This window comes from Mesorhizobium argentiipisi (SeqCode), from assembly GCF_037179585.1.
Lineage (GTDB): Bacteria > Pseudomonadota > Alphaproteobacteria > Rhizobiales > Rhizobiaceae > Mesorhizobium > Mesorhizobium argentiipisi.
The window spans coordinates 92,163-114,889 of sequence record NZ_JAPYKO010000001.1 but is presented as its reverse complement, the minus strand read 5'-3'; the positions used below and the strand labels follow the sequence as shown (position 1 = coordinate 114,889).

The following is a 22,727-nucleotide window of genomic DNA, read 5'->3' as shown; positions in this document are numbered from 1 at the left end:
TGGTGTTGAAGCGGGCTCGATCGGCTACATATTTAAGGCATGCCCGTCCGCCGAAAAATCGACTTAACAGAAAAACTGATAGCAGAGTGGCCACTCTCCCCGGCGGCAACACTTGGATCGTCCGTAAGGGCGAGGGGCATTTTCCTCGAGATGCGGGCGCACCTACCCGTTGTGCTGAGAAAGCTGCTTCACATCGAATCCAGGGTGCTCAGCCTGAGGTTGCCGGAAGGCGCCGACGCCGATGTTGAATCGGCCTCTGCAATCATCACTCAAGCAATGCACAACATCGAAGACCTGCCGGTGATCCCCCGCGAAGTCGAGGACATCCTGACAATCTCCTCGGCCGAGCGGCACCGCTGGCTGAAGGACGGGCGCTTGCAGAGCGCCGGAACCAGAACGGTCAAACTTCGCGGCCGCGCAAGAAAGATCACCTTCCACGTGTTCGACCCGCGCCATATCGAAGATGTGCTCGACCGCGACTTGGTCACCGCCTGGCGGGACGAGGATGCCGCGACCTCTGCTGAGAACCGGCGACGCGCTGCCGCGAAGGCTGCCCTGAAGCGTGCCCAAAAAAGTGGCCGTGGGGGTTCAACTTCAGGCGATGGCGAGCGGGACAATGCATCTCGTTCCAACTTGCGCGGCTGGGAGGATTTCGAGAGCGAGGGTCTTCTGCGCTGACAATTTTAAGGCGCTCCGGCAACTTGGCGGGCGATCCGACTGCCGCGCGTCAATGCTCTAGAACTTGTAGATTCTGCCAAGCGGGCGTATGGTATTGTTTTGGTTGCTACGTGTTACAGAAGTATAGAATAAGAATTTAACAATTTAAAACGAAGAACATTCGCCGGGCGGAGGGCAACCGAGCGGTATCGGTTGGCGTGAACTCGTGGTCCTGGAGGCCGGCTATGGCGAAGACGATCAACAAGGGCTTGGGCGTTGGCCAGCCTGGGTCAGATCAGCCGTTCCTCGACACCACCGCCTACGGATCCGGGCCAGGCGATACGCTTTCGGATGCGAGCGAGAACGCCGCCATCACCCACCACGTGGCCGCCTCTTTTTTGCAGAACTTGACGCACACAACCCTTTTTGAAACAAAAACCTCTCGCGCAAGCTCTCGGTAGCCAAGATGGCAGCGATGTGCGCGCCTTCTCCGCGACATTCGGCAAGCCGGCCCACCAGTCGTTCTCGATTCGGGGCTAAATTTAGCCGAGAGGCTGCTCGCCGAGCGCGCCATTGGTTGACGAATTCCCACCTTTACCTGCTCCTTGGCGATATCCGCTCCAGCCCGGAGCGAGCCGGGATTGCGCGGTTCGGATAGAGTTCAAGCATGGTCTACGGCATCTCCCACGCCTTTATGCGCCCTTGAAAGGAAAGGATGGTCGCGGCTTTCCGGCCTTGAGTGCGTCCACCGCCGAAGCGATGCCACCGGTCGCGTCTTGCGAGTCAAAAACCGGCATGGCGATGTCGAACATGATCTCGTCAGCCGCTGCCACTCCGCCGTTCGCCCATGCGCGCAACAGCGCCTTATGCGCCGCAAAGGCACGGGTTGGCCCCTTGGCGAGCTTGTCCACAAAGGCTTGCGCTTGGGCGAGCAACTCGTCGTCTGCGACCACCCGGTTGACGATGCCGGCGCGCTCCATGACCGAGGCCGGGATCTGCTCGGAGGTCAGCGCCCATTCCGCTGCACGTGCCCGTCCTGCGCGTTCCGCGACGCGATAAATGCCGCCCAGCAAGGTCACGATGCCCAGCGTCTGCTCGGGATGACCGAACCGGGCCGTATCCGAGGCGAAGAGGACGTCGGCACGCAGGGCGAGTTCGAGGCCGCCGCCAAAGCAGAGTCCGTTTACGGCCGCCACCACCGGCAACGGCAATTGTTCGAACCGATTGAATACTTCCATATAGCGCTCGAAAGTGCCGCGGAGTGCAGAGCGGCTGCGGTCGGGCCAAAGCCGGATATCGCCGCCAAAGCTGAAGTCCGGTCCGGCCCCACGCAGCAGCACGGCCCTGGCGTCGCTGTTCGCGATCTGCGCGATGGCCGCTGCGAGTTCTTCGACCATCTGGTCGCCGATGCGGTTTTGTGGTGCGTTGTCGAGCGTGATGGTCGCGACGCGATTGTCGATCGTGCACGTCAGATGGGACATGTGAGCCTCCTGTTGTAACAACTTGCGCCGGTTACTACGCCGGGACGGGAACGATGGCGGAAATGCGCCAGCCTTCAGGGGTCCGGATCGCTATTTCATTGACCAGGAATGTGTAGGTCGCACCCTCCTGGCCGGCCGCGCCGAGGGTAATGTGCGTGGGCGCAAAGATATGGGCGGTATCCGGTCCCAGGGGGAGGATGCGGATTTCCTCTCTGACCGGTTCAAAGCGCCAGGTGCCCTGGAAGACAGCGCGGAAATGATCGATGACCGCTTCGCGACCCCAAAAGCGGTATGCGCGGGCCACGAAGTTCACGGGGTCAGGCTGCCCGGGGTGCGCCTTCGCCAGGACCGATTCGACTATGCCGATATCATGGGCGGTCTCACCCGCGGCCTGGCGGAGGAATAGGCTGCGGATCTCTTCAATGTCTGCGTTGCTGATGGAATGTTCGCTGCGTGTGTCGGTCACTGTTTCATTCCTTTGTAGCGTTGAAGGGGGATTGCGGGTCGAGCGTGTGGTGATCAGGCAGAGGGATCGCCCAAATGTTCGCGGAACCATGCGGTCGCCGCAGCTTCGGCCACGGCGAACTGATTGAGATAGGGGTCGAAGTGACCGCCCGGGACCAGGACGAGCCGCTTAGGCTCGAGGGCATGTTCGTAAGCGGTCAATGCGAGATCGGTCACGGTCACCTTGTCATCCCGCGCAACGACAAGAAGGAGCGGCGTCGGCGACACGCGCCTGATCCAGGCACCCGGTTCGTACATGCGCGCGGCCCGGGTGGAGCGAAGCGTGATCTCGTTTTCCCATAGTCCCGGCGGCGTCGGCTGCAGGTAGAAATCGATTGCCTCCTGGGAACGATAGGCCGCTGATACGCTCGTGTCCGCACTCACCACCGCCTGGCGGCGCGGCTGCGCGCCTCGCAACTGCGCCCGTTCGTCTTCGTCAAAGGCCGCCTCGAGCGTAGGCAGCGCATCCGGCGAGATCCGACGCTGGCCCAGATCGTAGCCGCTGATCGTCGGCACCTGGGCGACTACGCAGCGCAAACGGCGATCCGTTGCGCCGAGAACGATGGCGTGCCCGCCAGCATAGCTCGTTCCCCACAGGCCAATGCGTGCTGGATCGACCTCTGGGCGGGATTCCAGATATGTGATCGCACGGCGCCAGTCGCCGATTTGGCGCCAAGGATCGATATCGCCGCGAAGGGCGCCGCCGCTCGTCCCGAAATTACGGTGATCATGAATCAGCACGACGAAGCCCGCCGAAGCAAAGGCATTCGCGAAACGGTCAAGACCATGCGCGTGGGTCCTGCGAAGCCATGGGCCATGGTGATCGCCGGTCGCAGCCCCTTTTCCTCCGGAATGAACAGGCGCGCTCCGAGTTCGATTTCCCCGTCGGCCGGTATGCGGACCTCGATTGTTTTGACCATCGGTTTTTCCTGCGAATTAGGCGTGCCTTGACAAAAGTCATCGACTGTGGCTAAATTAAATATGACCGGTCGTCTTTAATTAGTCAAGAGGTGCTTTGATGGAAATCCGTTCCGCCGCCCGTAGAGGTCCGAAGCCAAAGCCGGACACGCGCAGCAATCTGATCCAGGTGGGCGTTCAGACGATTCACGCCGAGGGATTTTCAGCGACCGGTATCCAGAGCATCGTTGAGAAGGCCCACGTACCAAAGGGCTCGTTCTACAATCACTTCGCCAGCAAAGAGGCCTTTGGAGCAGATGTGATCGACGCCTACTCCGATCTCGGACAGGAAAAGCTGCGTACTTTCCTAGAGAACGCCGACCTAGGACCGTTGGAGCGGATAGAGTCCTATTTTGATGATCGCATTAGGTCGTTCAGAGAAAATAATTACGCACGCGGCTGCCTAATGGGCAATTTCAGTGCAGAGGCTGCAGATCATAGCTCCATGATACGAGAGCGCTTGGCCAGGCAGTTCAAAGCTTGGGGTGACCTGTTTGAGAAATGTATTTCGGAGGCGCAAGATCGGGGGGAAGTTGGTAGCCAGCTGCCCCCAGCGGTATTGGCGCGTTTTATCTTCAATAGCTGGGAGGGGGCGTTGCTACGCATGCGCGCCGAAAAAAGTGATACCCCTCTATTAGACTTCAAGGATGTCATTTTCGGTAGCATTCTTGTACGGCGTTACGTTGATTAGCTTGCAGGCTTGCAGCGAATGCCTGATCTTAGCCTTGATCTACGCTATTTGAGGTGCGCGTTGGCCGTATCTGAATGGGCAGTTTCCGGCGCGCTGCTGCGCCGCAAGCGCTTGTCGGAACCGGGTCCCTGTCACCGCATACGGCCTGCGGCTGATGCGTGGCGGACGGATGACCTACTGGGCGCCGGGCGTCCATTCGGGCAGTGGCGCCAGACTGCGGTTGAACTGCTTCCACCACATGGTCTCATCAATCTCGCAGCAGGCGCGAAGCATGGCGTGCGCCTTCTCGAAAGCCTGGGTAGCGAGATCATCGAACGTCATTTGCGCATCGTACGGCACCGACACCACCAGTTCCTGTCCGGTCTGTGTGCCGCCTTCGTCGACCTGAAGATAAAGCCAAACGACGAAATGCGCGCCTTGGCCGCTCGCGTCCGCATTGCCGATCTTGATGCGGTCGATGCCTGCTGCGGTGACTTTCATGCAGGGACCTCTTCATTCGATTCACAATGAACCCCAGAAGTCCGCTGCGATCAGGAAGGTTCCGTAACCATTGTTGGTATGGTGAAGAGCTGGTTAGACACTCCTCGACGTTTCTTTATGAACCTCGGATGGATTGGTGAAAATCGGGGATTGGCGAAAAGTCAGGCCAACTGATTGCGTCTGGGACATCCTTTGATTGCATTGGTCTGGCCGGCAACCTAATCATGGGTCGGAAGGCATCGGGTGATTTTGGTAGATCGAGATCCACCTCGGGATCACGACTTTCTTGTCGAAGGAACCAATCGCACCAGTTCTGGTTGCTCCAACGCGGGTTGGGCATTGGAGGCGACTTGCGGCGCGACGACGACCTTCAGGAAACCCGGTTCGGGTTCCAGGCTGCCTGGCAGCCACAGCAGAACGTTCAAGGTGGGCTCTCAGCTCGCTGCGTGCGAAACCTGCGGTCCTTCTTGACGGAGAATTTTTCCCGCAAGCTCTCGGTAGCCGAGATGGCGGCGGTGTGCGGACTTTCAACCTCTCACTTTGCGCGCGCCTTCTCCAGAACGTTCGGGAAGTCACCCCATCAATATGTTCTCGATCTGCGGCTGGATCATGCTGAGAGACTGCTGAGCGACGGCCGGATGTCGATCGCCGATGTCGCACATCAATGCGGCTTTGCCAGCCAAAGCCACCTCACCACGATGATGAAGAAGCATCGGGACATGACGCCGATGCAGGCGCAAGCAGGAGCGCTTACTTTCAGGTCTCGAGCGTAAAGGGGTTTCCAGGCGCCGTGCTGGCTAAATTAACCGCTGGCTTACTAAAGGTATCTCTAAAGTAACAGGGCGTTAACCGCTGCCAAGTCTAGCCGATTTTTTCGAACGACACAGCAGATTCTTGAAATACTTAAGTCTTGGAATCATGTCTTGTTGAGTTCAATTGAAACCATGCCGGGTTTCATAAGGCTGATGCATGGGCGGGGACCATTCCCATGCGTGAGCACGTCGTAAAGCGCCGAGGAGGACGGGGGACATGCCGAGCTTTGCCCGACATTGCGGGTTGCGGCACGTGCCGGTCGCCGCAGGTTTCCGAAGAGCCGCAGACATATTGGATACACGGGCGCGATCCTTTCGGGCGGCTGCTTGCGATCCCGATCATTGACGCGATGCTTCGGCGTTCCGCAGATCCCTGGATTAGCAAAGTTGTCCCAAGGGCGCCGGGTTTTCCGCAGATGCCTTCGGGGGCAGGGCGACTCATCCGGCGCAAGAAGCGCACAATTTTCTCATATGCCGGTTGCCTGGAGCGACATGGCGCGTTCCGCTTCTCAGGCGAGGCTTTCCCGGATGGCGACTTCCGCTTGATCCCGGGGTGGCATCCGCGGCGGCCGACTTCGATCCGAATTTCCAATTGCAATCGCACGCGTGCGCCAGATCGCGACCGGTGGTCGCGAGACCCGCCAGGGTTGGCGCCCAGGGGGAAGAATGAGCCGAGTCCAGGACCGTTCAGCTGAGACCCTGGAGCGCGGGAAGCGCTCGTCCGCAACCGCGTCCCGCGCCAACATGTCTGGTTCGCGCCTGCTGCGCGGCGGCCGTATGACCAAGTGGAAGGGGCAGGCGGCGAGCTATGCTCCGAATCTCGCCCACACGATCGCTTCGGCCCCTCGTCCGCGCAGCGCCGCCGTTCTGCTCACTCTCCTCATGGGCGTTGCGGCCAATCCGGCGGCAGCCGCGGATCTCTACTGGGATGCCGATGGCTCGGGGCTCCAGCTCGGCGGCACCGGAACCTGGAACACCGCAACGCCGCCGCTCTGGAACACCACCGGCAATGCCACGGCCGGCCCGTTCGTCACCTGGAACAACGGCACCCCGGACAACGCCATCTTCGCCGGCACGGCGGGGACGGTGACGCTGGGCGCGCCGATCACGGCTGGCAACCTCACCTTCAATGTCAGCGGCTACACCATCGCCGGCGGCACGCTGACGCTCGGCGGCGCGACGCCGACGATCACGGCAGCCGGCAACGCCACCATCAGTTCGATCGTCGCCGGCACGGCAGGGCTGACCAAGGCGGGTGGCGGCACTTTGACCCTCTCCGGCGACAACACGTTTTCGGGGAGTGTAAACGTCAACGCCGGCACTTTAAGTCTGACGGGCACAAACAGCTTCACCGGTGCAATCAACGTCAATGCCGGCATTCTGTCGGTCAGCTCGAACGCTGCGCTGGGCAACACAAACAATGTCGTAAATCTGTCCGCTGGTACGACCTTGAGTGCCAGCGGATCGCTGACCGGGCGGACAGTTAGTCTCACGGGCCAAGCAACTGTGCAGGTAGGCGGCGCGGGCTCCGCCCACTACACCGGAAGCGGAGGGCTCAACGTCACCGCCGTCGGCAGCACGGGCGCGATCACGCTGAGCGACAACACGAACGACTTTACCGGTCCGGTGAATTTTTTCGTGAACAGCGCGGCCACGGCGTCGTTCACCTCGATAGGCAATATCGGCGAGGCCAGCGCTCTAGGCGCCGGAGATACAATCAGCTTGACGGCCAATTCAGGTGTGTCGGGCCTCTATTACACCGGAACCGGAAATACATCCAACCGGAACTGGCAGATCAACACCGGTATCGGCACACCGACCGCCCTTCTCCAGAACGCCGGCAGCGGCCTGCTGAAGCTGACCGGCAATGTTTCGGTAACCGGGGGGACGGCTGTCGCATTTTCGGCCGCCAGCGCCGATTTGCAGGTGTTGGGCGTTCTCAGCAGTTCAACGGCCAACACGTTCCGGTTCATCGGTAGCGCCAATGGCGCCGTTACGCTCGGCGATGCCAACAGCTTTACCGGCGCGGCTTCGATCGAAAGCGGCATCATTAAGGTCGGCACGCTCGCCAATGGCGGCGCGAACAGCTCTCTCGGCGCGGGCACGAGCATCGCGCTGTTTAACGGCACCCTCAGCTATACCGGCGCCGCCGCCGCCAGCGACCGCGCATCGTCAGTCAGCGGCGCGAGCGCGATCAGTAACGATGGCTCAGGAGCGCTGACGCTTAGTGGCGCCGCCACACTCAATGCCGGTTCGACGCTGACTTTCGGCGGCAGCTATACCGGCGCAGACAACACCTTCTCCGGCGTGATCTCCGGAACGGGCGCCCTCGCCAGCTCTGGTTCGGCCACATGGGTGCTTACAGGCGCGAACACGCGAACGGGCGCCATCACCGTGAACGGCGGCACGCTGCGCGCCGGCAGCGCCTCGGCCTTCGGAACGGTGACCAATGTCACGGTCAACAGCGGCACACTGGACCTCAATGGTAACAATCTTGCGCCCGCCTCGCTCGACGGCACGGGGGGCGCCGTCGCGATGGGGAGCGGCAATCTTACCCTCAATCTGGGTACTGGAGTCACTAGCATCTATGGCGGCAGCATCACCGGCACCGGCGGCAGCCTGACCAAGCTCGGCGCAGGCACGCTGACTTTGACCGGTGCGAGCACCTACACGGGCGCGACGACCGTCGGCGGCGGCACGCTGGCGCTCGACTTCTCGCCGGCCGGCGGACCGAGCAGCAACATCATCTCGGCGTCTTCCGCCCTGGTCATGAACGGCGGCACGCTCAAGATTACCGGTGCAGCCGGCGAGACCAATCTCCAGAGCTTCGGCGGCCTCACGATCACGACGGGCAACAACACGGTGAGCGCCACCTCCGGGGCTGGGGGCAGCACTACCGTCAGTCTCGGCGCCATCACCCGCACCGGCGGCCTCGCCAATTTCGTTCTGCCCACGGCCGGTGCGATCAGCACGACCGGACCCGACCGGGCGCTCGGCCGCTGGGCAACGGTCAATGGCTCGAACTATGCCAAGGTAGTAAGCGGCAACATCGTTGCCTTCACCGCGGCCGATTACGTCAACCAGGACAACGCCAGCCTGTGGCAGACCAACCAGATCCTGAGCGACGCCGGCGGATCGGCGAACACGCCCTTCTTCAACACGGTCGGCGCCAGCATCCAGATCGGCGGGCTGCAATATACCGCGGCCGCGAACTCGACGGTGACCGTGGCGAGCGGCCAGACCCTCGGTGTCGACGGCACCATCATCGTCGCGCCTTCGGTGGGCGCGGCGAACCAGACGATCACCGGCGGCTCAATGACGGGCACGCTCGGCGGCGGCGTGCTGGGCGTCCAGCAGAACGGCGCGGGCACCTTCACCATCGCCTCGACCATCGTCGACAACACCGGCGCCGTCGGCTTCAGCAAAGCCGGCACGGGTAAGGTGGCGCTCACCAGCAGCAATACCTATACCGGCGCCACCACCGTGAGCCAGGGCACGCTCTCGATCAATTCGGTCGCCAATGGCGGTGTCGCCAGCGCCATCGGCGCCGCGACGTCCGCTTCATCGAACCTGGTGATCCAGGGCGCCACGCTGGAATATACCGGGACCAGCGCCTCCACCGACCGCGGCTTCACCATCGCACGAGCCGGCGCCGCCACATCGGCCACGATCAACGTCACGAATGCCGCCGCCAATCTGACCGTCTCCGGGCAGGTGGTGAGCCCCGACGGTGCCAATTTAATCAAAGACGGCGCGGGCACGCTGACGCTTGCCGGGAGCAACAACAGTTATACCTCACCACCACCGTCAACGGCGGCACGCTTGCGGTGACCACGCTCGCCAATGGCGGCAGCAACAGTTCCATCGGCGCATCCAGCAATGCCTCATCCAGCCTGGTCCTGCAGAACGGCGGCAAGCTTGGCTACATCGGCGCAACCGCCAGCACCGACCGCGGCTTCACACTTGGTACGGGCGGCGGCGGCATCGACGTGACCGGCGGCACGACGCTGACGATGAGCGGTGTGGCCACGGGCGCGGGCAGCCTCACCAAGAGCGGCGCCGGCACCTTGGTGCTGTCGGGCACGAACACCTATACCGGCGGCACCACGGTGAGCACCGGCATCTTGCGCGCCGGGTCCACCAGCGCCTTCGGCACGGGCGCCATGACCGTGGCAACCGGCACGACGCTGGACCTCGCCGGCAACAACAACACGGTCGGCGGGCTCAACGGCGGGGGCAGCGTGCTGTTGGGCGCGGCGACCCTGACAACCAACAGCAACGGCACCTTCACGGGCACAATCACCGGCACCGGCGGATTCGCGCACAATGGCGGTACAGAGGTGATGACTGGCTGCAACAACAGCTACACGGGCGCCACCACCATCATCAGCGGCAACTTGAGCACCAATTGCCTTGCCAATGGCTTGTCGGCGAGCGGCATCGGCGCGTCGAGCAACGCCTCATCGAATCTGGTCATAAATGGCAGGCTGATCTACACGGGCGGCAGCGTCAGCATCGACCGAGGATTCACACTGCAGGGTGGCGGCTTTATCCAAGTCGCGACCGCCGCAACGACATTGGAGTTCAGCGGAACGGCGACTGGGCTGGGGGGCTTCACGAAAGAGGGACCCGGCACGCTGATATTGTCCGGCACCAACAACTACAGCGGCGGAACATCGGTCACGGCCGGCATCTTACGGGCTGGTTCGGACAGCGCATTCGGCATAGGCGCCGTGGCGCTGAGCAATACCGCCGGCGTCACCCTTGACGTGAACGACAAGAACCTCTCTATCTCTGCACTGCAGGGCGGCGGTACGACCGGCGGCAATGTCACGCTGGGCAGCGGTACGCTCACCATCACCAACGCAAACTCGAATGGCACATATGGCGGCGTGATCAGCGGAAGCGGGCAGCTGATCAAGTCCGGCGGCGGGTTTGAGGCGCTCAGCGGCTGCGACAGCAGCTATACGGGCGCAACGGTCGTCAATGCCGGCCGGCTTACGGTGAGCTGCCTGGCCGATGGCGGCAGCAACAGCTCGATCGGCGCTTCGTCCAATGCTGCTGTCAACCTGGTGCTCAATGGCGGCACGCTGCAATATATCGGCGCGGCCGGCAGCACGGACCGCCGGTTCACGCTCGGCGCGAGCGGCGGCACTCTCGATGCCTCCGGCACGGGCGCGATCAATTTCACCAGCACGGCGCCGGTCACATTGTCGGGAACGGGCAACCGCACGCTCACGCTCGCCGGCAGCAACACGGCCAACAACTCGCTTTCTGCCCGCATCGACGATCCATCCGGGGGCGTCACGTCGCTGACGAAGTCCGGTGCCGGCACGTGGGTCTTGAACAACACGACCAGCACCTATACCGGCGTCACCACGATCAGCGGCGGCGTGCTTGCGGTGAGCAAGCTGGCCAACGGCGGCCAGGCGAGCTCGATCGGGCAGTCGTCGAACCTGGCATCCAACCTCGTGATCGGCAGCGGCTCGACGCTACGCTATACGGGCGCTGGCGACGAGACGGATCGCCTGTTCACATTGCAGACCGGCATCAGCTTCATCGAGTCCTCGGGCACCGGCGCGATCGTCTTCAAGAACACCGGTTCGGCCGCCTATACCGGCAGCGGCAACCGCACGCTGGCCCTCGGCGGCACCAATACCGGGCTCAACACGATGGGCGGCACCATCATCGATGGCCCCGGCGGCACGACCACACTCGCCAAGAACGACAGCGGCACCTGGGTCCTCACCGGCAACAACACCTTCACCGGCAACACGGTCGTCAATGACGGTAACCTGATCATCGGCAATGGTGGCACCAGCGGCAATGCCGGCGCCGGCAACGTCATCGTCGCCAACGCGACCTCGACATTGTCGTTCAACCGCAGCGACACGTTCAGTTTCACGGGTACGATCAACCCCGATCCGCAGGCGGCCATCGGCACGATCGCGCAGGTCGGTACCGGCACGACGGTGCTCACGGCGACGAACAAAGTCGGAGCGACCAAGGTCGACGCGGGCACATTGCAGGTCAACGGCAGCCTGACGAGCACCGGGGGGACCACGATCAACGCTGGCACGCTGCAGAGCAACGGAGGGGGCGCCTCCATAACCACGCCGACGATGACGATGAACTCCGGCTCGAAGCTCAACGTCGGCGGCGGCACGGTCCAGGCAGCCGGTGGCACGCAGACGTTGTTCACGGGCGGGACCGGCGGCGCCACGATCAACATCACTGGCGGCACGTTGCTCGGCAACGGCACGCTGGGCGGAGGCGGCAACATTGTCAATCTCACCGCCGGTTCGCTCAATACCGGCGCAGCCACATTGAATCTCGGCAGCGGCAACGACACGTTCCTGTTGAGCGGTCTTGCGACGATCGCCGGAGTCGGCGTGGACGGCGGCGGCGGCTCCGACACGCTGCAGGTGACCACCACCTTCAGCCGTACGCTCAATGGCGCTCAGATTACCGGTTTCGAAAGCTTGAACAAGCAAGGCGCCGCCACCCTCACGCTGACGGGCGATCACAGCTACACGTCCGGCACGACGATTTCGGCCGGCACGCTGCAGATCGGCACCGGCGCCGTGGCCGGCGCGCTGGCGACGCCGAACGTGACCAACAACGGCACGCTCGCCTTCAACCTGAACAACAATTACACTTTTAACGGCGCCATCTCCGGCACCGGCGTGGTCAACAAGCTCGGCACCGGCATCACCACGCTCACCGGAATCAACACCTATACGGGCGCGACGAACGTCAATGCCGGCACGCTTATTGTCGACGGCAACCAGGCCGGCGCCACGGGACCGACGACGGTCGCGAGCGGGGCGACGCTGGGCGGCATCGGCACGATCGGCGGCAGCGTCACCGTCGCCGACGGCGCCACGCTGGCGCCCGGCGAAACGGGCAATTCTCCCGGCACGCTCACCATCAACGGCAATCTGGCGCTCGGCAATTCGAACCTGAATGTCGATTTCGGCCAGGCGAACGTCGTCGGCGGCGCACTCAACGACCTGATCAACGTCGGCGGCAATCTCACCCTCGACGGCACGATCAACGTGACGCAGAGCCCTGGCGGCAATTTCGGGCCCGGCACCTACCGCATCATCAGCTACAACGGCTCGTTGACCGACAATGGGCTCAATGTCACGGATCCCAATTATTTCGTGCAGACCTCGGTCGCCAACCAGGTCAACCTGGTCAATTCGGCGGGCCTGCAGCTCAGCTACTGGGACGGCAATGCCGGTCCGCATTCCAACGGCATCGTCAATGGCGGCAACGGCACCTGGCGCGCTGCCGGCGATACCAACTGGACCGACAGCACCGGCACCTTCGCCGCGCCGTTCGCCAATGCCAGTTTCGCCATCTTCCAGGGTGCGGCCGGGACGGTCACGGTCGACAACACGAATGGCCAGGTGCAGGCGGCGGGCATGCAGTTCGCCACCGGCGGCTATCTCGTCCAAGGCGCCGACATCCAGCTGGTGGGCGGCTCGAGCATTATCCGCGTCGGCGACGGCACCGGGGCCGGTGCCGGCTATACGACCACCATCGCCTCCAACCTCATCGGCGCCAGCCAGCTGGTGAAGACCGATCTCGGCACGCTGGTGCTGTCAGGAACCAACAGCTACAGCGGCGGCACGGCGATCAACAGCGGCACGCTGCAGGCCTCGTCGGACGCCAATCTCGGTGCTGCCGCGGGCGGCCTGAGCTTCGGCGGTGGCACGCTCCACACCACCGCCGACATCACCAGCGCACGCGCTGTCGCGCTCGCCGGCGCCGGCACGTTCCTGACCGATGGCGGCACGACGACCACATTGACCGGCGGCATCGCCGGCGCGGGCGCGCTGACCAAGGACGGTGGCGGCACCCTGGTGCTGGCGAGCGATGCCACGCATTCGGGCGGCACGACGATCGCGGCGGGCACGCTGCAGGTCGGCAATGGCGGTACCGCCGGCAGCCTCGCTGGCAATGTCACCGACAACGGCACGCTGGCTTTCGACCGCTCCGACACCTTGTCGTTCGGCGGCGTGATCTCCGGCACCGGCGCGGTCAACCAGATCGGTACCGGCACCACGGTTCTGACCGGCGACAGCACCTACAGCGGGGGCACGACGATCTCTTCGGGCACGCTGCAGCTCGGCAATGGCGGCACATCGGGCTCGATCCTCGGCGATGTCGTCGACAACGGCACGCTGGCGTTCGACCGCTCGGACGCCGTCACCTTCGGCGGCACGATCAGCGGCAGCGGCGGCATCCGGCAGTTCGGCAGCGGCTCGACGACGCTCACCGCCAGCAACAGCTACACCGGCGCGACGGTCGTCGATGGCGGCACGCTCTTCGTCAATGGCGACCAGTCGGCCGCCACCGGCCCGACATCTGTCAATACCGGCGGCACGCTCGGCGGCACCGGCACGATCGGCGGCGACGTCAGCGTGGCGAACAGCGGTTCGATGAACCCGGGTGCGGCCGGGGCGGCCGGCACACTCACCATCAACGGCGCCCTTGGGCTGAGCGGCGGATCGACCCTCAATTACGATTTCGGCCAGGCCAATGTCGCCGGTGGCGCCCTCAACGACCTGACGGTGGTCGCAGGCAACCTGACGCTCGACGGCACGATCAACGTCGCCGTGGCGCCGGGCGGCACCTTCAGCCCCGGCATCTACCGGGTCATCAGCTATGGCGGCACGCTGACCGACAACGGCCTCGACGTCGGCACGATCCCGTCGCCGGACTTCTTCGTCCAGACCTCGATCGCAAGCCAAGTCAACCTGGTCAACACCGCCGGCCTGCTGCTCAACTTCTGGGACGGCGACGCCGGACCGAAGAACAACAGCGCCGTCAATGGCGGCAACGGCACCTGGCAGAACTCGACCGGCAACGACAATTGGACGGATGCGAGCGGTGCGATCAACGCGCCCTACCAGGACAATGCCTTCGCCATCTTCGCCGGCACGGCCGGCACCGTCGCGGTCGACAATTCGCTGGGACAGGTCAGCGCCTCGGGCATGCAGTTCGCCACCGACGGCTACCTCATCCAGGGCGGCGACATCGCTTTGGTCGGGCCGCAATCGACCATCCGCGTCGGCGACGGCACCGCGGCCAGCGCAACCTTTGTGGCGACCATCGCCTCCAACCTCACCGGCAACAGCCAGCTGGTCAAGGACGACCTCGGCACGCTGGTTCTCTCGGGAACCAACAGCTACAGCGGCGGCACCGCGATCAACGGCGGCACGGTGCGGATCTCTCAGGACGCCAATCTCGGCGACGCGGCCGGCGGCCTGAGCTTCGACGGCGGCACGCTCAACACCACCGCCGACATCACGACCGGCCGCGCCGTCACGCTTGCCGGCGCTGGCACGTTCCTGACCGACGCAGCCACGACCACCACATTGACCGGCGGCATCATCGGCGCCGGCCCGCTGACCAAGGACGGCACCGGCACGCTGGTGCTGGCGAGCGCTGCCACCCATGCCGGCGGCACGACGATCGCCGCGGGCACGCTGCAGGTCGGCAATGGCGGCGCCCTCGGCAGCCTGGCCGGCAATGTCGTCGACAACGGCACGCTGGCCTTCGACCGTTCGGATGCCATCACCTTCGGCGGCGTGATCTCCGGCACTGGCGGGCTGAACCAGATCGGCAGCGGCACCACGGTCCTGACCGCCGCCAACACCTATGGCGGGCAAACCAACGTCGACAGCGGCACCTTGCTCGTCAACGGCAACCAGTCCGGCGCCACCGGCCTGACCTCGGTGGCAGGCGGGGCGACGCTCGGCGGCACCGGCATCGTCGGCGGCGATGTCACCATGGCGGATGGCAGCACGCTCAGCCCCGGCGGCAGCGGCAATTCCGCCGGCGCGCTGACCATCAACGGCAATCTGACGCTCAGCGGCGGCACCAATCTCTTGTATAATTTCGGGCAGGCCAACGCGCCCGGCGGAGCGCTGAATGACGTCGTCAATGTCGGCGGCAACCTGACGCTCGACGGCACGCTCAACATCACGGCGACCGCCGGCGGCAGCTTTGGGCCCGGCGTCTACCGCGTGTTCAACTACAATGGCGCGCTGATCGACAACGGGCTGACGCTGACGTCGCCCGACTATTCGGTGCAGACGTCGATCGCCAAACAGGTCAACCTCATCAACACGGCCGGGCAGCTGCTGACCTTCTGGGACGGCGATGCCGGCCCCAAGAACAACAGCGTGGTCGACGGCGGCAACGGCACCTGGCAGGTGGCCGGCTCCGGCAACAACTGGACGACGCCCGGCGGCGAGGTCAATGCGCCGTGGAGCAACGGCCAGTTCGCCGTGTTCCAGGGCACGCCCGGAACGGTGAGCGTCGACAACGGCAACGGCGCGGTGACCGTCAACGGCATGCAGTTCGCCGCCGACGGCTACCGCATCCAGGGCGATGCCATCACGCTGACCGGCGGACCGGCCATCATCAATGTCGGCGACGGCACCAGCGGCAGCGCCGGCTACAAGGCGACGATTGCGTCCGACCTTGTTGGAAACGCCGGGCTGACCAAGGTCGACTTCGGCACCCTGATCCTGGCCGGCAACAGCTCCTATGTCGGGGCGACGACAGTGCAGGACGGAACCCTGGCGGCGGGCAAGGCCGGGGCCTTCAACGCGACCTCCGCCTTCAGCGTCGCTTCCGGCGGCATGCTTGACCTTGCCGGCTTCGACCAGACGGTGGCCTCGCTCAACAACAGCGGCGCGGTGCGGCTCGGTGCTGCGGCACCCGGCACGGTGCTCACGGTTAGCGGTGACTATGTCGGCAATGGCGGCAAAATCCTCATCAATGCCGCGCTGGACGGCGATGCGTCTGCGACCGACAGGCTGGTCGTGCATGGCAGCACGTCGGGCACCGGTATCCTGGCGGTCAGCAATATCGGCGGCGCGGGCGCGCAGACCAGCGAAGGCATCAAGATCGTCGACATCGACGGCAGCTCGGCCGGCACCTTCACGCTTGCCGGCGACTATGTCTTTGAGGGCGACCAGGCCGTGGTCGGCGGCGCTTACGCCTACCGGCTCTACAAGAACGGCGTCAGCACGCCGGCCGACGGCGACTGGTATCTGCGCTCGACCCTGATCAACCAGAGCGGTCCGCTCTATGCGCCCAGCACGCCGCTCTACGAGGCTTATGAAGGCGTGCTGCAGAGCTTCAACGAACTGGGCACGCTGCAGCAGCGCATCGGCAACCGGGCCTGGGGCGAGGGCGCGACGCCGCAGGGCGCCGATGTGCCCGGCCAGGGCCCGGTCGACGGCAATGCCATCTGGGCGCGGATCGATGCCGCGCATGGCAAGTTCGAGCCGAAGACCTCGACCACCGGCACCGACTACGACGTGACGACCTGGAAGCTCAACGCCGGCGTCGACGGCCTGCTGCATGAGAGCGCGGCCGGCATCCTGCTGGGCGGCATCACCGTCCATTACGGCACCGTCTCCTCGGACGTGTCATCGACCTTCGGCACCGGCTCGATCGCGGCCACCGGCTACGGCGTCGGCGGCACGCTGACCTGGCTCGGCAACAGCGGCTTCTATGTCGATAGCCAGGCCCAGGCGACCTGGTATGACAGCGACATCAACTCGGCCGTGCTGGGCAAGCTTGCCGATGGCAACAACGGCTTCGGCTATGGCTTGAGCATCGAGAGCGGCCAGAAGATCGCGCTGCGCTCCAACTGGTTGCTGACCCCGCAGGCGCAGCTTTCCTATTCGGCGGTCGACTTCGACAGGTTCACCGATCGGTTCGGCGCGATCGTGTCGCCCGGCAGCGGCGACAGCCTGATCGGCCGGCTCGGCATTTCGGCCGACTATGAGGACCAGTGGGCCGACAGCGCCGGCCAGGTGAGCCGCGCGCATGTCTATGGCATCGCCAACCTCTATTACGACTTCCTCGACGGAACCGATGTCGATGTCTCGGGCGTGAAGCTTTCCAGCCAGAACCAGAAGGTCTGGGGCGGCGTCGGCCTCGGCGGCTCGCTTGACTTCGGCGACGGCAAGTACTCGGTCTATGGCGAGGCGCTGGCCAAGACCAGCCTGGCGAGCTTCGGCGATAGCAATGTCATCAGCGGTAAGCTCGGCTTCAGCGTGCGCTGGTAGCCGAGCACGAGAAGATATCGCGCACAGTATGTCGAAGCATCAGAATGCGCGGATGTGCGCATTCCCGCCGGGCTGATTTTTTGAGAGATGGAAACAAGATGAAACGATACAGACGAATTGGATATGCCACGCTGATCGCCGCAAGCCTGCTCTCCTTTGCCGCCGCATTCGCGCAGGAAACGGCAGCCCTCCCTGGAGGGGCGACCTCGCTCAGGGAAGGGCATGGCGACTGGACCGTCTCCTGCAATCTCGCCACCCAGAACGGCGCCGGCGTGAAGGTCTGTGCGCTGTCGCAGGAGCAGACGGACAGCCAGTCGCGCCAGCGCGTGCTGGCGATGGAACTGCGCCCGGCCGGCGAGGCCGTCCAGGGAACGCTGGTGCTGCCGTTCGGCCTGGCGCTGGATCAGGGCGCGACGCTGCAGATCGATGACGGTCCGACCCTGCCGCCGCTGCGCTTCCGCACCTGCCTGCCCGGCGGCTGCATCGTGGATCTGAGCTTTGACGCCGAGACCTTGGCGACCTTGCGCGACGGCAAAAGCCTCAAGGTCAAGGTGGTTGCCGACGGGGGCAAGGAGACCATGCTTGCTCTGTCGCTGAACGGCTTCCCCAGCGCTGTCGACAGGACGGTCGCGCTGTTGAAATGATCGCCGTCTTCTGGTTCACCAAGGATCAGTCATGCTGAGGTTTATTCAACGGCCCCAATCAGCCTGAAATGGCCCGACATTCCCGGTGTTGGCAGTTCATCCTTCAACAATGAGAGAAGACGGTGCGCCCGGCCCTATACTAATCTTGCCAACCATAGGCAAAGGTGTGCACGAAAATAGCGGACACTGGATCCGCCGTCGATTTCATTCGTGCGTAGCCATCAGCCTCCCATCTTCCTCGCCATCCCGCAGAACTCCGCATGCGCCTTGTTAAGCGTCGTGTTGCCGCAGTCATTCAGCGCCGCTGCGCGCTCGTCAGGTGCGCTTGAACGGATCCAATAGAGGGAGCCAGCAAGGCACCGGCTCTCAACGCCCGTTCGCTCGGCTGACCCGCCAGATTACATTGCCAACATCGTCGGCGACGAGCAGCGCGCCGGCCCCGTCGACAGCAACGCCGACCGGACGGCCCATGGCTTCGCCATTACGTCCGAGAAAGCCCGTGAGCACATCCTTCGGGGACCCGCTTGGTCTACCCCCACGGAACGGCACAAAGATTACCTTATAACCGCTGTACACGCTTCTGTTCCAAGAGCCGTGCTGGCCAACGAAAGCGCCGTTGCCGTAGGCGGGGCCGAGCGACGCGTGGCCGGAGAAGGCCAGTCCCAGCGAGGCGGTATGGGAACCCACCGCATAGTCGGGTTGGACGGCCTTCGCCACAAGATCAGGGCGCTGCGGCTTGACGCGTTCGTCGACATTCTGTCCATAATAGCTGTAGGGCCAGCCATAGAAAGCGCCGTTGCGAACTGAGGTGATGTAATCAGGCACGAGATCGTCGCCAATCTCGTCACGCTCGTTCACAGCGACCCAAAGCTTACCGGTCTCAGGGTTCCAGGAAAGCCCGTTCGGGTTGCGCAGTCCCGATGCGAAGACCCGGATGCTGCGGCTGGACCGATCCACTTCAAGGACGGCGGCGCGGTTCCTTTCCGCCTCCATGCCGTTTTCACCAGCGTTGCTGTTCGAGCCGACGGTGACATAGAGTTTGCTTCCGTCCGGACTTGCGATCACGTCCTTGGTCCAATGATGGTTGATGTCTCCGGCCGGCAGGTCGACTATCTTTTCTGGTGGCGTGGTTACTCGGGTCTGGCCGTTGGAGTAGGGAAAAGCCACGAGCGCATCGGTGTCGGCGACATAGAGCTTGCCCTTGGAAAGCGTCATGCCGAAGGGCGAATTAAGGCCTTCTGCGAAAATCCGGCGCACATCCGCGATGCCGTCACCATTGGTGTCGCGCAGCAGAGTGATGCGGTTAGCGCTGGTCGTCGCGGCGCCGGCCCGCTTCATGGCCTGGTTCATGAAGAGCTTTCTGAGGCTGAAGCCATCGTCATGCTTGGCAGGGGCATTGGTTTCGGCAACAAGCACGTCGCCATTCGGGAGCACATGCAGCCAGCGCGGATGATCGAGGCCGGTGGCGAAGGCCGTCACTCTCAGCCCCTTCGCCGGGGTCGGCATACCACCTTCCCGCCAGCCTGTGGCCTGGGCGATGTTAACAGTCGGGATCAGCGAGGGTGTTGGTTTCGGCAGGGTGGGGTTAGGGCCATAGCCGGCTGCCGCCGGCGTTTGCTGCACCGGAACGCTGGAGCAGCTCGCCACGAGTATAACCAATACGACTAGGACCGAGTTTCGCGGGAAGTCGGCGTACATCGGAGTCCTCCGCACGGATTGCGCCGTGGTCTTTGCATAAACGCCATCGGGCGGCCTTTTATTCCAGATTGCTTGCAATCTGGCGCGCTGGACTGGCACAGCGACCCCGCTGTCCCGTTACCTTTTGGTCAATCGCCAAGTCGGCGCTAGAGCCGGATGATTTCAGGTCGATTCGACCGGAAACTGAATCCGCCTCTAATTCAAAGAAATAGGGCAATGATGTCGTCCGAAAACCGCTCGACGCTCTTCGGCATCAGGCCCTAGCGAGATGGCGCCGACGTCACCACGCGGACCGGCACCGACTTTGCCGCCGGCACATGAGCCTTTTCGGCTCGGTGCCACAGCGGAATGAGCGGATTGAGCTCGGGATAGTAGCCGGCGCAATCGCCGCGTGGAATTGAATAGGGAGTGACGCGCAATCCATGCACGCGGCGCTCGACATTGTCGCCTGCCGCCGATTCCAGATCGATCTCCTGTCCGTCATGGAGTCCCAGCCGTTCGATATCCTGCTCGTTCATGAGCAACACCATGCGCGTCCCGTCGATGCCGCGAAGGCGATCGCGGTAGCCGTAGACGGTGGTGTTGAATTGATCGTTGGAGCGAACCGTGATCAGCGTCAGCACGTCCGATTGCGAGACATCAATATCCGGATCCGTTTCCAGCATCGTCGGCGGCTTGAAGTTGGCCTTCTTGTTGGGGGTCTGCCACACCCGCTTCGAAGCCTTGATGTCGCGATGAAACCCGCCCGGCGCCAGGAAGCGTTTGTTGAAGTCCTTGAAGTGGTCCGGATAGCAACGTTCGATCTCGTCCCGCACGCGGGCATAGTCGGCCACCCATTCATCCCACGGAATCGAGCTCTTGCCGGCAACTGTCGCTTTGGCGAGTTCGGCGACGATGCGTGGCTCGGAGAGCAGGTTGGGTCCAGCTGGCGTGCGATAGCCGAAGGAGCCATGGATGCAGGCGGTGGAATCCTCCACGGAGACATGCTGCTCGCCGGTAGCCTGCAGGTCCTTTTCGATGCGCGATAGGCAGGGCAGCAAATAGGTGACGGCTCCCGGTATCAGGTGACTGCGGTTCAGCTTTGTGGCGATCTGGACATGCAATCTCAGGTGCCGCCAAGCGTCTTCGACAAGCCCGGTTTCCGGGACGGCCCGTACGAAATTGCCGCCCAGTCCAATGAACGCCCTCACCGAGCCGTCGATCACGCCTTCGCATGTTTCGACGGTGTCGCGCCCTTTCTCGCGTGGCGGTTCGAACCGATAAAATTCGGCAAACTTGTCGAGCGGCACCAGTTCGGGCTTTTCGGAGATGCCGACGGTTCTTTGGCCTTGAACATTGGAGTGGCCGCGAAGCGGGGACACGCCGGCGCCCGGTTTGCCGATATTGCCGCGCATCAGGAGCAGGTTGCAAAGCATGTGGACGTTCTCGGTCCCGTGCCGGTGCTGCGTCAGGCCCATGCCGTAATTGCCGATGACCGCCGATGCCTTGCTGTAGACATCCGCCACATGCTCGAGGTCGGCGCGCGCGATGCCCGAACGCAGATCGATTTTTTCCCAAGGTGTGCGGCGCAGATAGGCCTCGAACGCATCGAAGCCGTGCGTGTGTTCTTCGATGAAAGCGGTGTCGAGGACGCGCGGCGCGCCGGTCCGCCTCGCCGCATCGTCGAGCGCGAGAACGGCTTTCGCAATCCCGGTCATGGCGGCGATATCGCCGCCGCCGCGGATCTGGAAGAAGTCGCTGGACATCTTGGTGCCGGCGCCCGGCGAAAGCATTTCAATCGGGTTCTGCGGATTCTTAAAACGCTTCAGGCCGCGTTCCGGCAATGGATTGAATGTGATGACGGGTATGCCGCGCTGGCGCGCCTCCTCGATCGGGTGGAGCAATCGCGGCGCGGTCACGCCGGTATTGTGGCCGAAGAAGAACATCAGGTCGCAACGGCTGAAATCCTCCAGTTGCACGGTACCGACCGGCGAGCCGATCGACTCAGGCAGGCCGACCGAGGTCGACTCGTGGCACATGTTCGAAGAGTCCGGCAGATTGCTCGAGCCGTAGATGCGTGCGAAGAGCTGATACATGAAAGATGCCTCGAGCGAAGCGCGGCCCGAGGTGTAGAAAACGACCGATTTCGGATCGAGCTTGCTCAGCTCTTCGCCGATATCCCGGAATGCGGCCTCCCACGCGACCGGCTCATATTTGTCGGTGACCTCGTTGTAGCGCATCGGCTCGAGCAGCCGCCCCTGCTTTTCCAGATCGTGATCGGGCCAGTCGAGCAGCTCGTTGACGGAATGCGCGGCGAAGAACTCCGGGCCGCAGCGCCGCTTCGTCTGATCCCAAATCGTCGCCTTGGCGCCATTCTCGCAGAACTCGAACGGGCGTGGCTCGGCAGGCTTCGCCCAGGAACAGGACACGCACATATAGCCGTCCGCCTTGTTCTGCTTGAGCAGCGTGCTCCAGATGCCGGACGTCAGCAGACCTTGTGCGCGAGCCTTGCGGATCAGCGATTTGAGGGATCCCCATCCGCCGGTCGGGTGGTTGTATTTGCGAATTTCGATGTGGCTGGTAGTGGAGGGCCTCATGGTGGAGCTCGGTTGGCTATCGCTTTGATCTCAAACCCTTCTGGGGGCGCTATGTTCCAGTGCCGGCGAACGCTGCGGCAGAGTCGTTCTGCGCGAGATAGGCCGCCAAGGCTGCTCAGCCATCGA

Annotated in this window: 12 protein-coding genes and 1 pseudogene; 7 read left to right on the top strand and 6 right to left on the bottom strand. The window is 63.5% G+C overall.

Annotation, left to right across the window (positions count from 1 at the left end):
* Positions 1-39 precede the first annotated feature (39 nt).
* Positions 40-678 (top strand): hypothetical protein, encoded by a 639-nt coding sequence (locus tag O7A05_RS00505; RefSeq protein ID WP_337090995.1) that lies wholly within the window; start codon positions 40-42, stop codon positions 676-678.
* Positions 679-902: 224 nt separating this feature from the next.
* Positions 903-1,118 carry a hypothetical protein gene (locus tag O7A05_RS00500; RefSeq protein WP_337090994.1) on the top strand — a complete coding sequence of 72 codons (216 nt, stop codon included), beginning with the start codon at positions 903-905 and terminating at the stop codon, positions 1,116-1,118.
* A 231-nt stretch (positions 1,119-1,349) separates the two neighbouring features.
* Here O7A05_RS00500 and O7A05_RS00495 read toward each other — a convergent pair whose 3' ends face one another.
* The 3 genes and pseudogenes from O7A05_RS00495 to O7A05_RS00485 form a co-directional block, all read right to left on the bottom strand.
* The gene (locus O7A05_RS00495) at positions 1,350-2,138 is read right to left on the bottom strand and encodes an enoyl-CoA hydratase/isomerase family protein (protein ID WP_337090993.1); all 789 of its coding nucleotides are present in this window, start codon (positions 2,136-2,138) and stop codon (positions 1,350-1,352) included.
* A gap of 34 nt (positions 2,139-2,172) precedes the next feature.
* On the bottom strand, positions 2,173-2,604 hold the full coding sequence (locus O7A05_RS00490) for a YybH family protein (RefSeq protein WP_337090992.1): 432 nt from the start codon (positions 2,602-2,604) through the stop codon (positions 2,173-2,175).
* Between the two features lie 53 nt (positions 2,605-2,657).
* Positions 2,658-3,389: pseudogene (locus O7A05_RS00485) on the bottom strand (alpha/beta hydrolase); the annotation flags it as partial.
* A gap of 271 nt (positions 3,390-3,660) precedes the next feature.
* Here O7A05_RS00485 and O7A05_RS00480 point away from each other — a divergent pair.
* Positions 3,661-4,290: a TetR/AcrR family transcriptional regulator gene (locus tag O7A05_RS00480; protein ID WP_337090991.1), complete on the top strand. Its 630-nt coding sequence runs from the start codon at positions 3,661-3,663 to the stop codon at positions 4,288-4,290.
* Positions 4,291-4,464: 174 nt separating this feature from the next.
* On the opposite strand, the gene O7A05_RS00475 is transcribed toward O7A05_RS00480, so the two are convergent.
* Complete coding sequence (locus O7A05_RS00475; protein WP_224518191.1) at positions 4,465-4,770, bottom strand: hypothetical protein; 306 nt, start codon at positions 4,768-4,770, stop codon at positions 4,465-4,467.
* A 350-nt stretch (positions 4,771-5,120) separates the two neighbouring features.
* On the opposite strand from O7A05_RS00475, the gene O7A05_RS00470 reads away from it, so the two are divergent.
* The 4 genes from O7A05_RS00470 (at position 5,121) to O7A05_RS00455 (ending at position 18,327) form a co-directional block, all read left to right on the top strand.
* Entirely contained in the window at positions 5,121-5,543 is a 423-nt protein-coding gene (locus O7A05_RS00470) for an AraC family transcriptional regulator (RefSeq protein WP_337090989.1), read from the top strand.
* A 645-nt stretch (positions 5,544-6,188) separates the two neighbouring features.
* On the top strand, positions 6,189-9,413 hold the full coding sequence (locus O7A05_RS00465; RefSeq protein ID WP_337090988.1) for a beta strand repeat-containing protein: 3,225 nt from the start codon (positions 6,189-6,191) through the stop codon (positions 9,411-9,413).
* Complete coding sequence (locus O7A05_RS00460; protein WP_337090987.1) at positions 9,410-17,683, top strand: autotransporter-associated beta strand repeat-containing protein; 8,274 nt, start codon at positions 9,410-9,412, stop codon at positions 17,681-17,683. The genes O7A05_RS00465 and O7A05_RS00460 overlap by 4 nt, the downstream gene beginning before the upstream one ends.
* A gap of 98 nt (positions 17,684-17,781) precedes the next feature.
* Positions 17,782-18,327: an invasion associated locus B family protein gene (locus O7A05_RS00455; RefSeq protein ID WP_337090986.1), complete on the top strand. Its 546-nt coding sequence runs from the start codon at positions 17,782-17,784 to the stop codon at positions 18,325-18,327.
* A 366-nt stretch (positions 18,328-18,693) separates the two neighbouring features.
* On the opposite strand, the gene O7A05_RS00450 is transcribed toward O7A05_RS00455, so the two are convergent.
* On the bottom strand, positions 18,694-20,025 hold the full coding sequence (locus O7A05_RS00450; RefSeq protein ID WP_337090985.1) for a PQQ-dependent sugar dehydrogenase: 1,332 nt from the start codon (positions 20,023-20,025) through the stop codon (positions 18,694-18,696).
* Between the two features lie 260 nt (positions 20,026-20,285).
* Positions 20,286-22,601, bottom strand: coding sequence for an FdhF/YdeP family oxidoreductase (locus O7A05_RS00445; RefSeq protein WP_337090984.1), 2,316 nt, complete (start codon positions 22,599-22,601; stop codon positions 20,286-20,288).
* Between the last annotated feature and the right edge of the window lie 126 nt (positions 22,602-22,727).

Coding starts and splice junctions, on each gene's coding strand:
- O7A05_RS00495 (WP_337090993.1), bottom strand. CDS start 2,138: ATGTCCCATCTGACGTGCACGATCGACAATCGCGTCGCGACCATCACG.
- O7A05_RS00445 (WP_337090984.1), bottom strand. CDS start 22,601: ATGAGGCCCTCCACTACCAGCCACATCGAAATTCGCAAATACAACCAC.
- O7A05_RS00475 (WP_224518191.1), bottom strand. CDS start 4,770: ATGAAAGTCACCGCAGCAGGCATCGACCGCATCAAGATCGGCAATGCG.
- O7A05_RS00450 (WP_337090985.1), bottom strand. CDS start 20,025: ATGTACGCCGACTTCCCGCGAAACTCGGTCCTAGTCGTATTGGTTATA.
- O7A05_RS00500 (WP_337090994.1), top strand. CDS start 903: ATGGCGAAGACGATCAACAAGGGCTTGGGCGTTGGCCAGCCTGGGTCA.
- O7A05_RS00480 (WP_337090991.1), top strand. CDS start 3,661: ATGGAAATCCGTTCCGCCGCCCGTAGAGGTCCGAAGCCAAAGCCGGAC.
- O7A05_RS00455 (WP_337090986.1), top strand. CDS start 17,782: ATGAAACGATACAGACGAATTGGATATGCCACGCTGATCGCCGCAAGC.
- O7A05_RS00505 (WP_337090995.1), top strand. CDS start 40: ATGCCCGTCCGCCGAAAAATCGACTTAACAGAAAAACTGATAGCAGAG.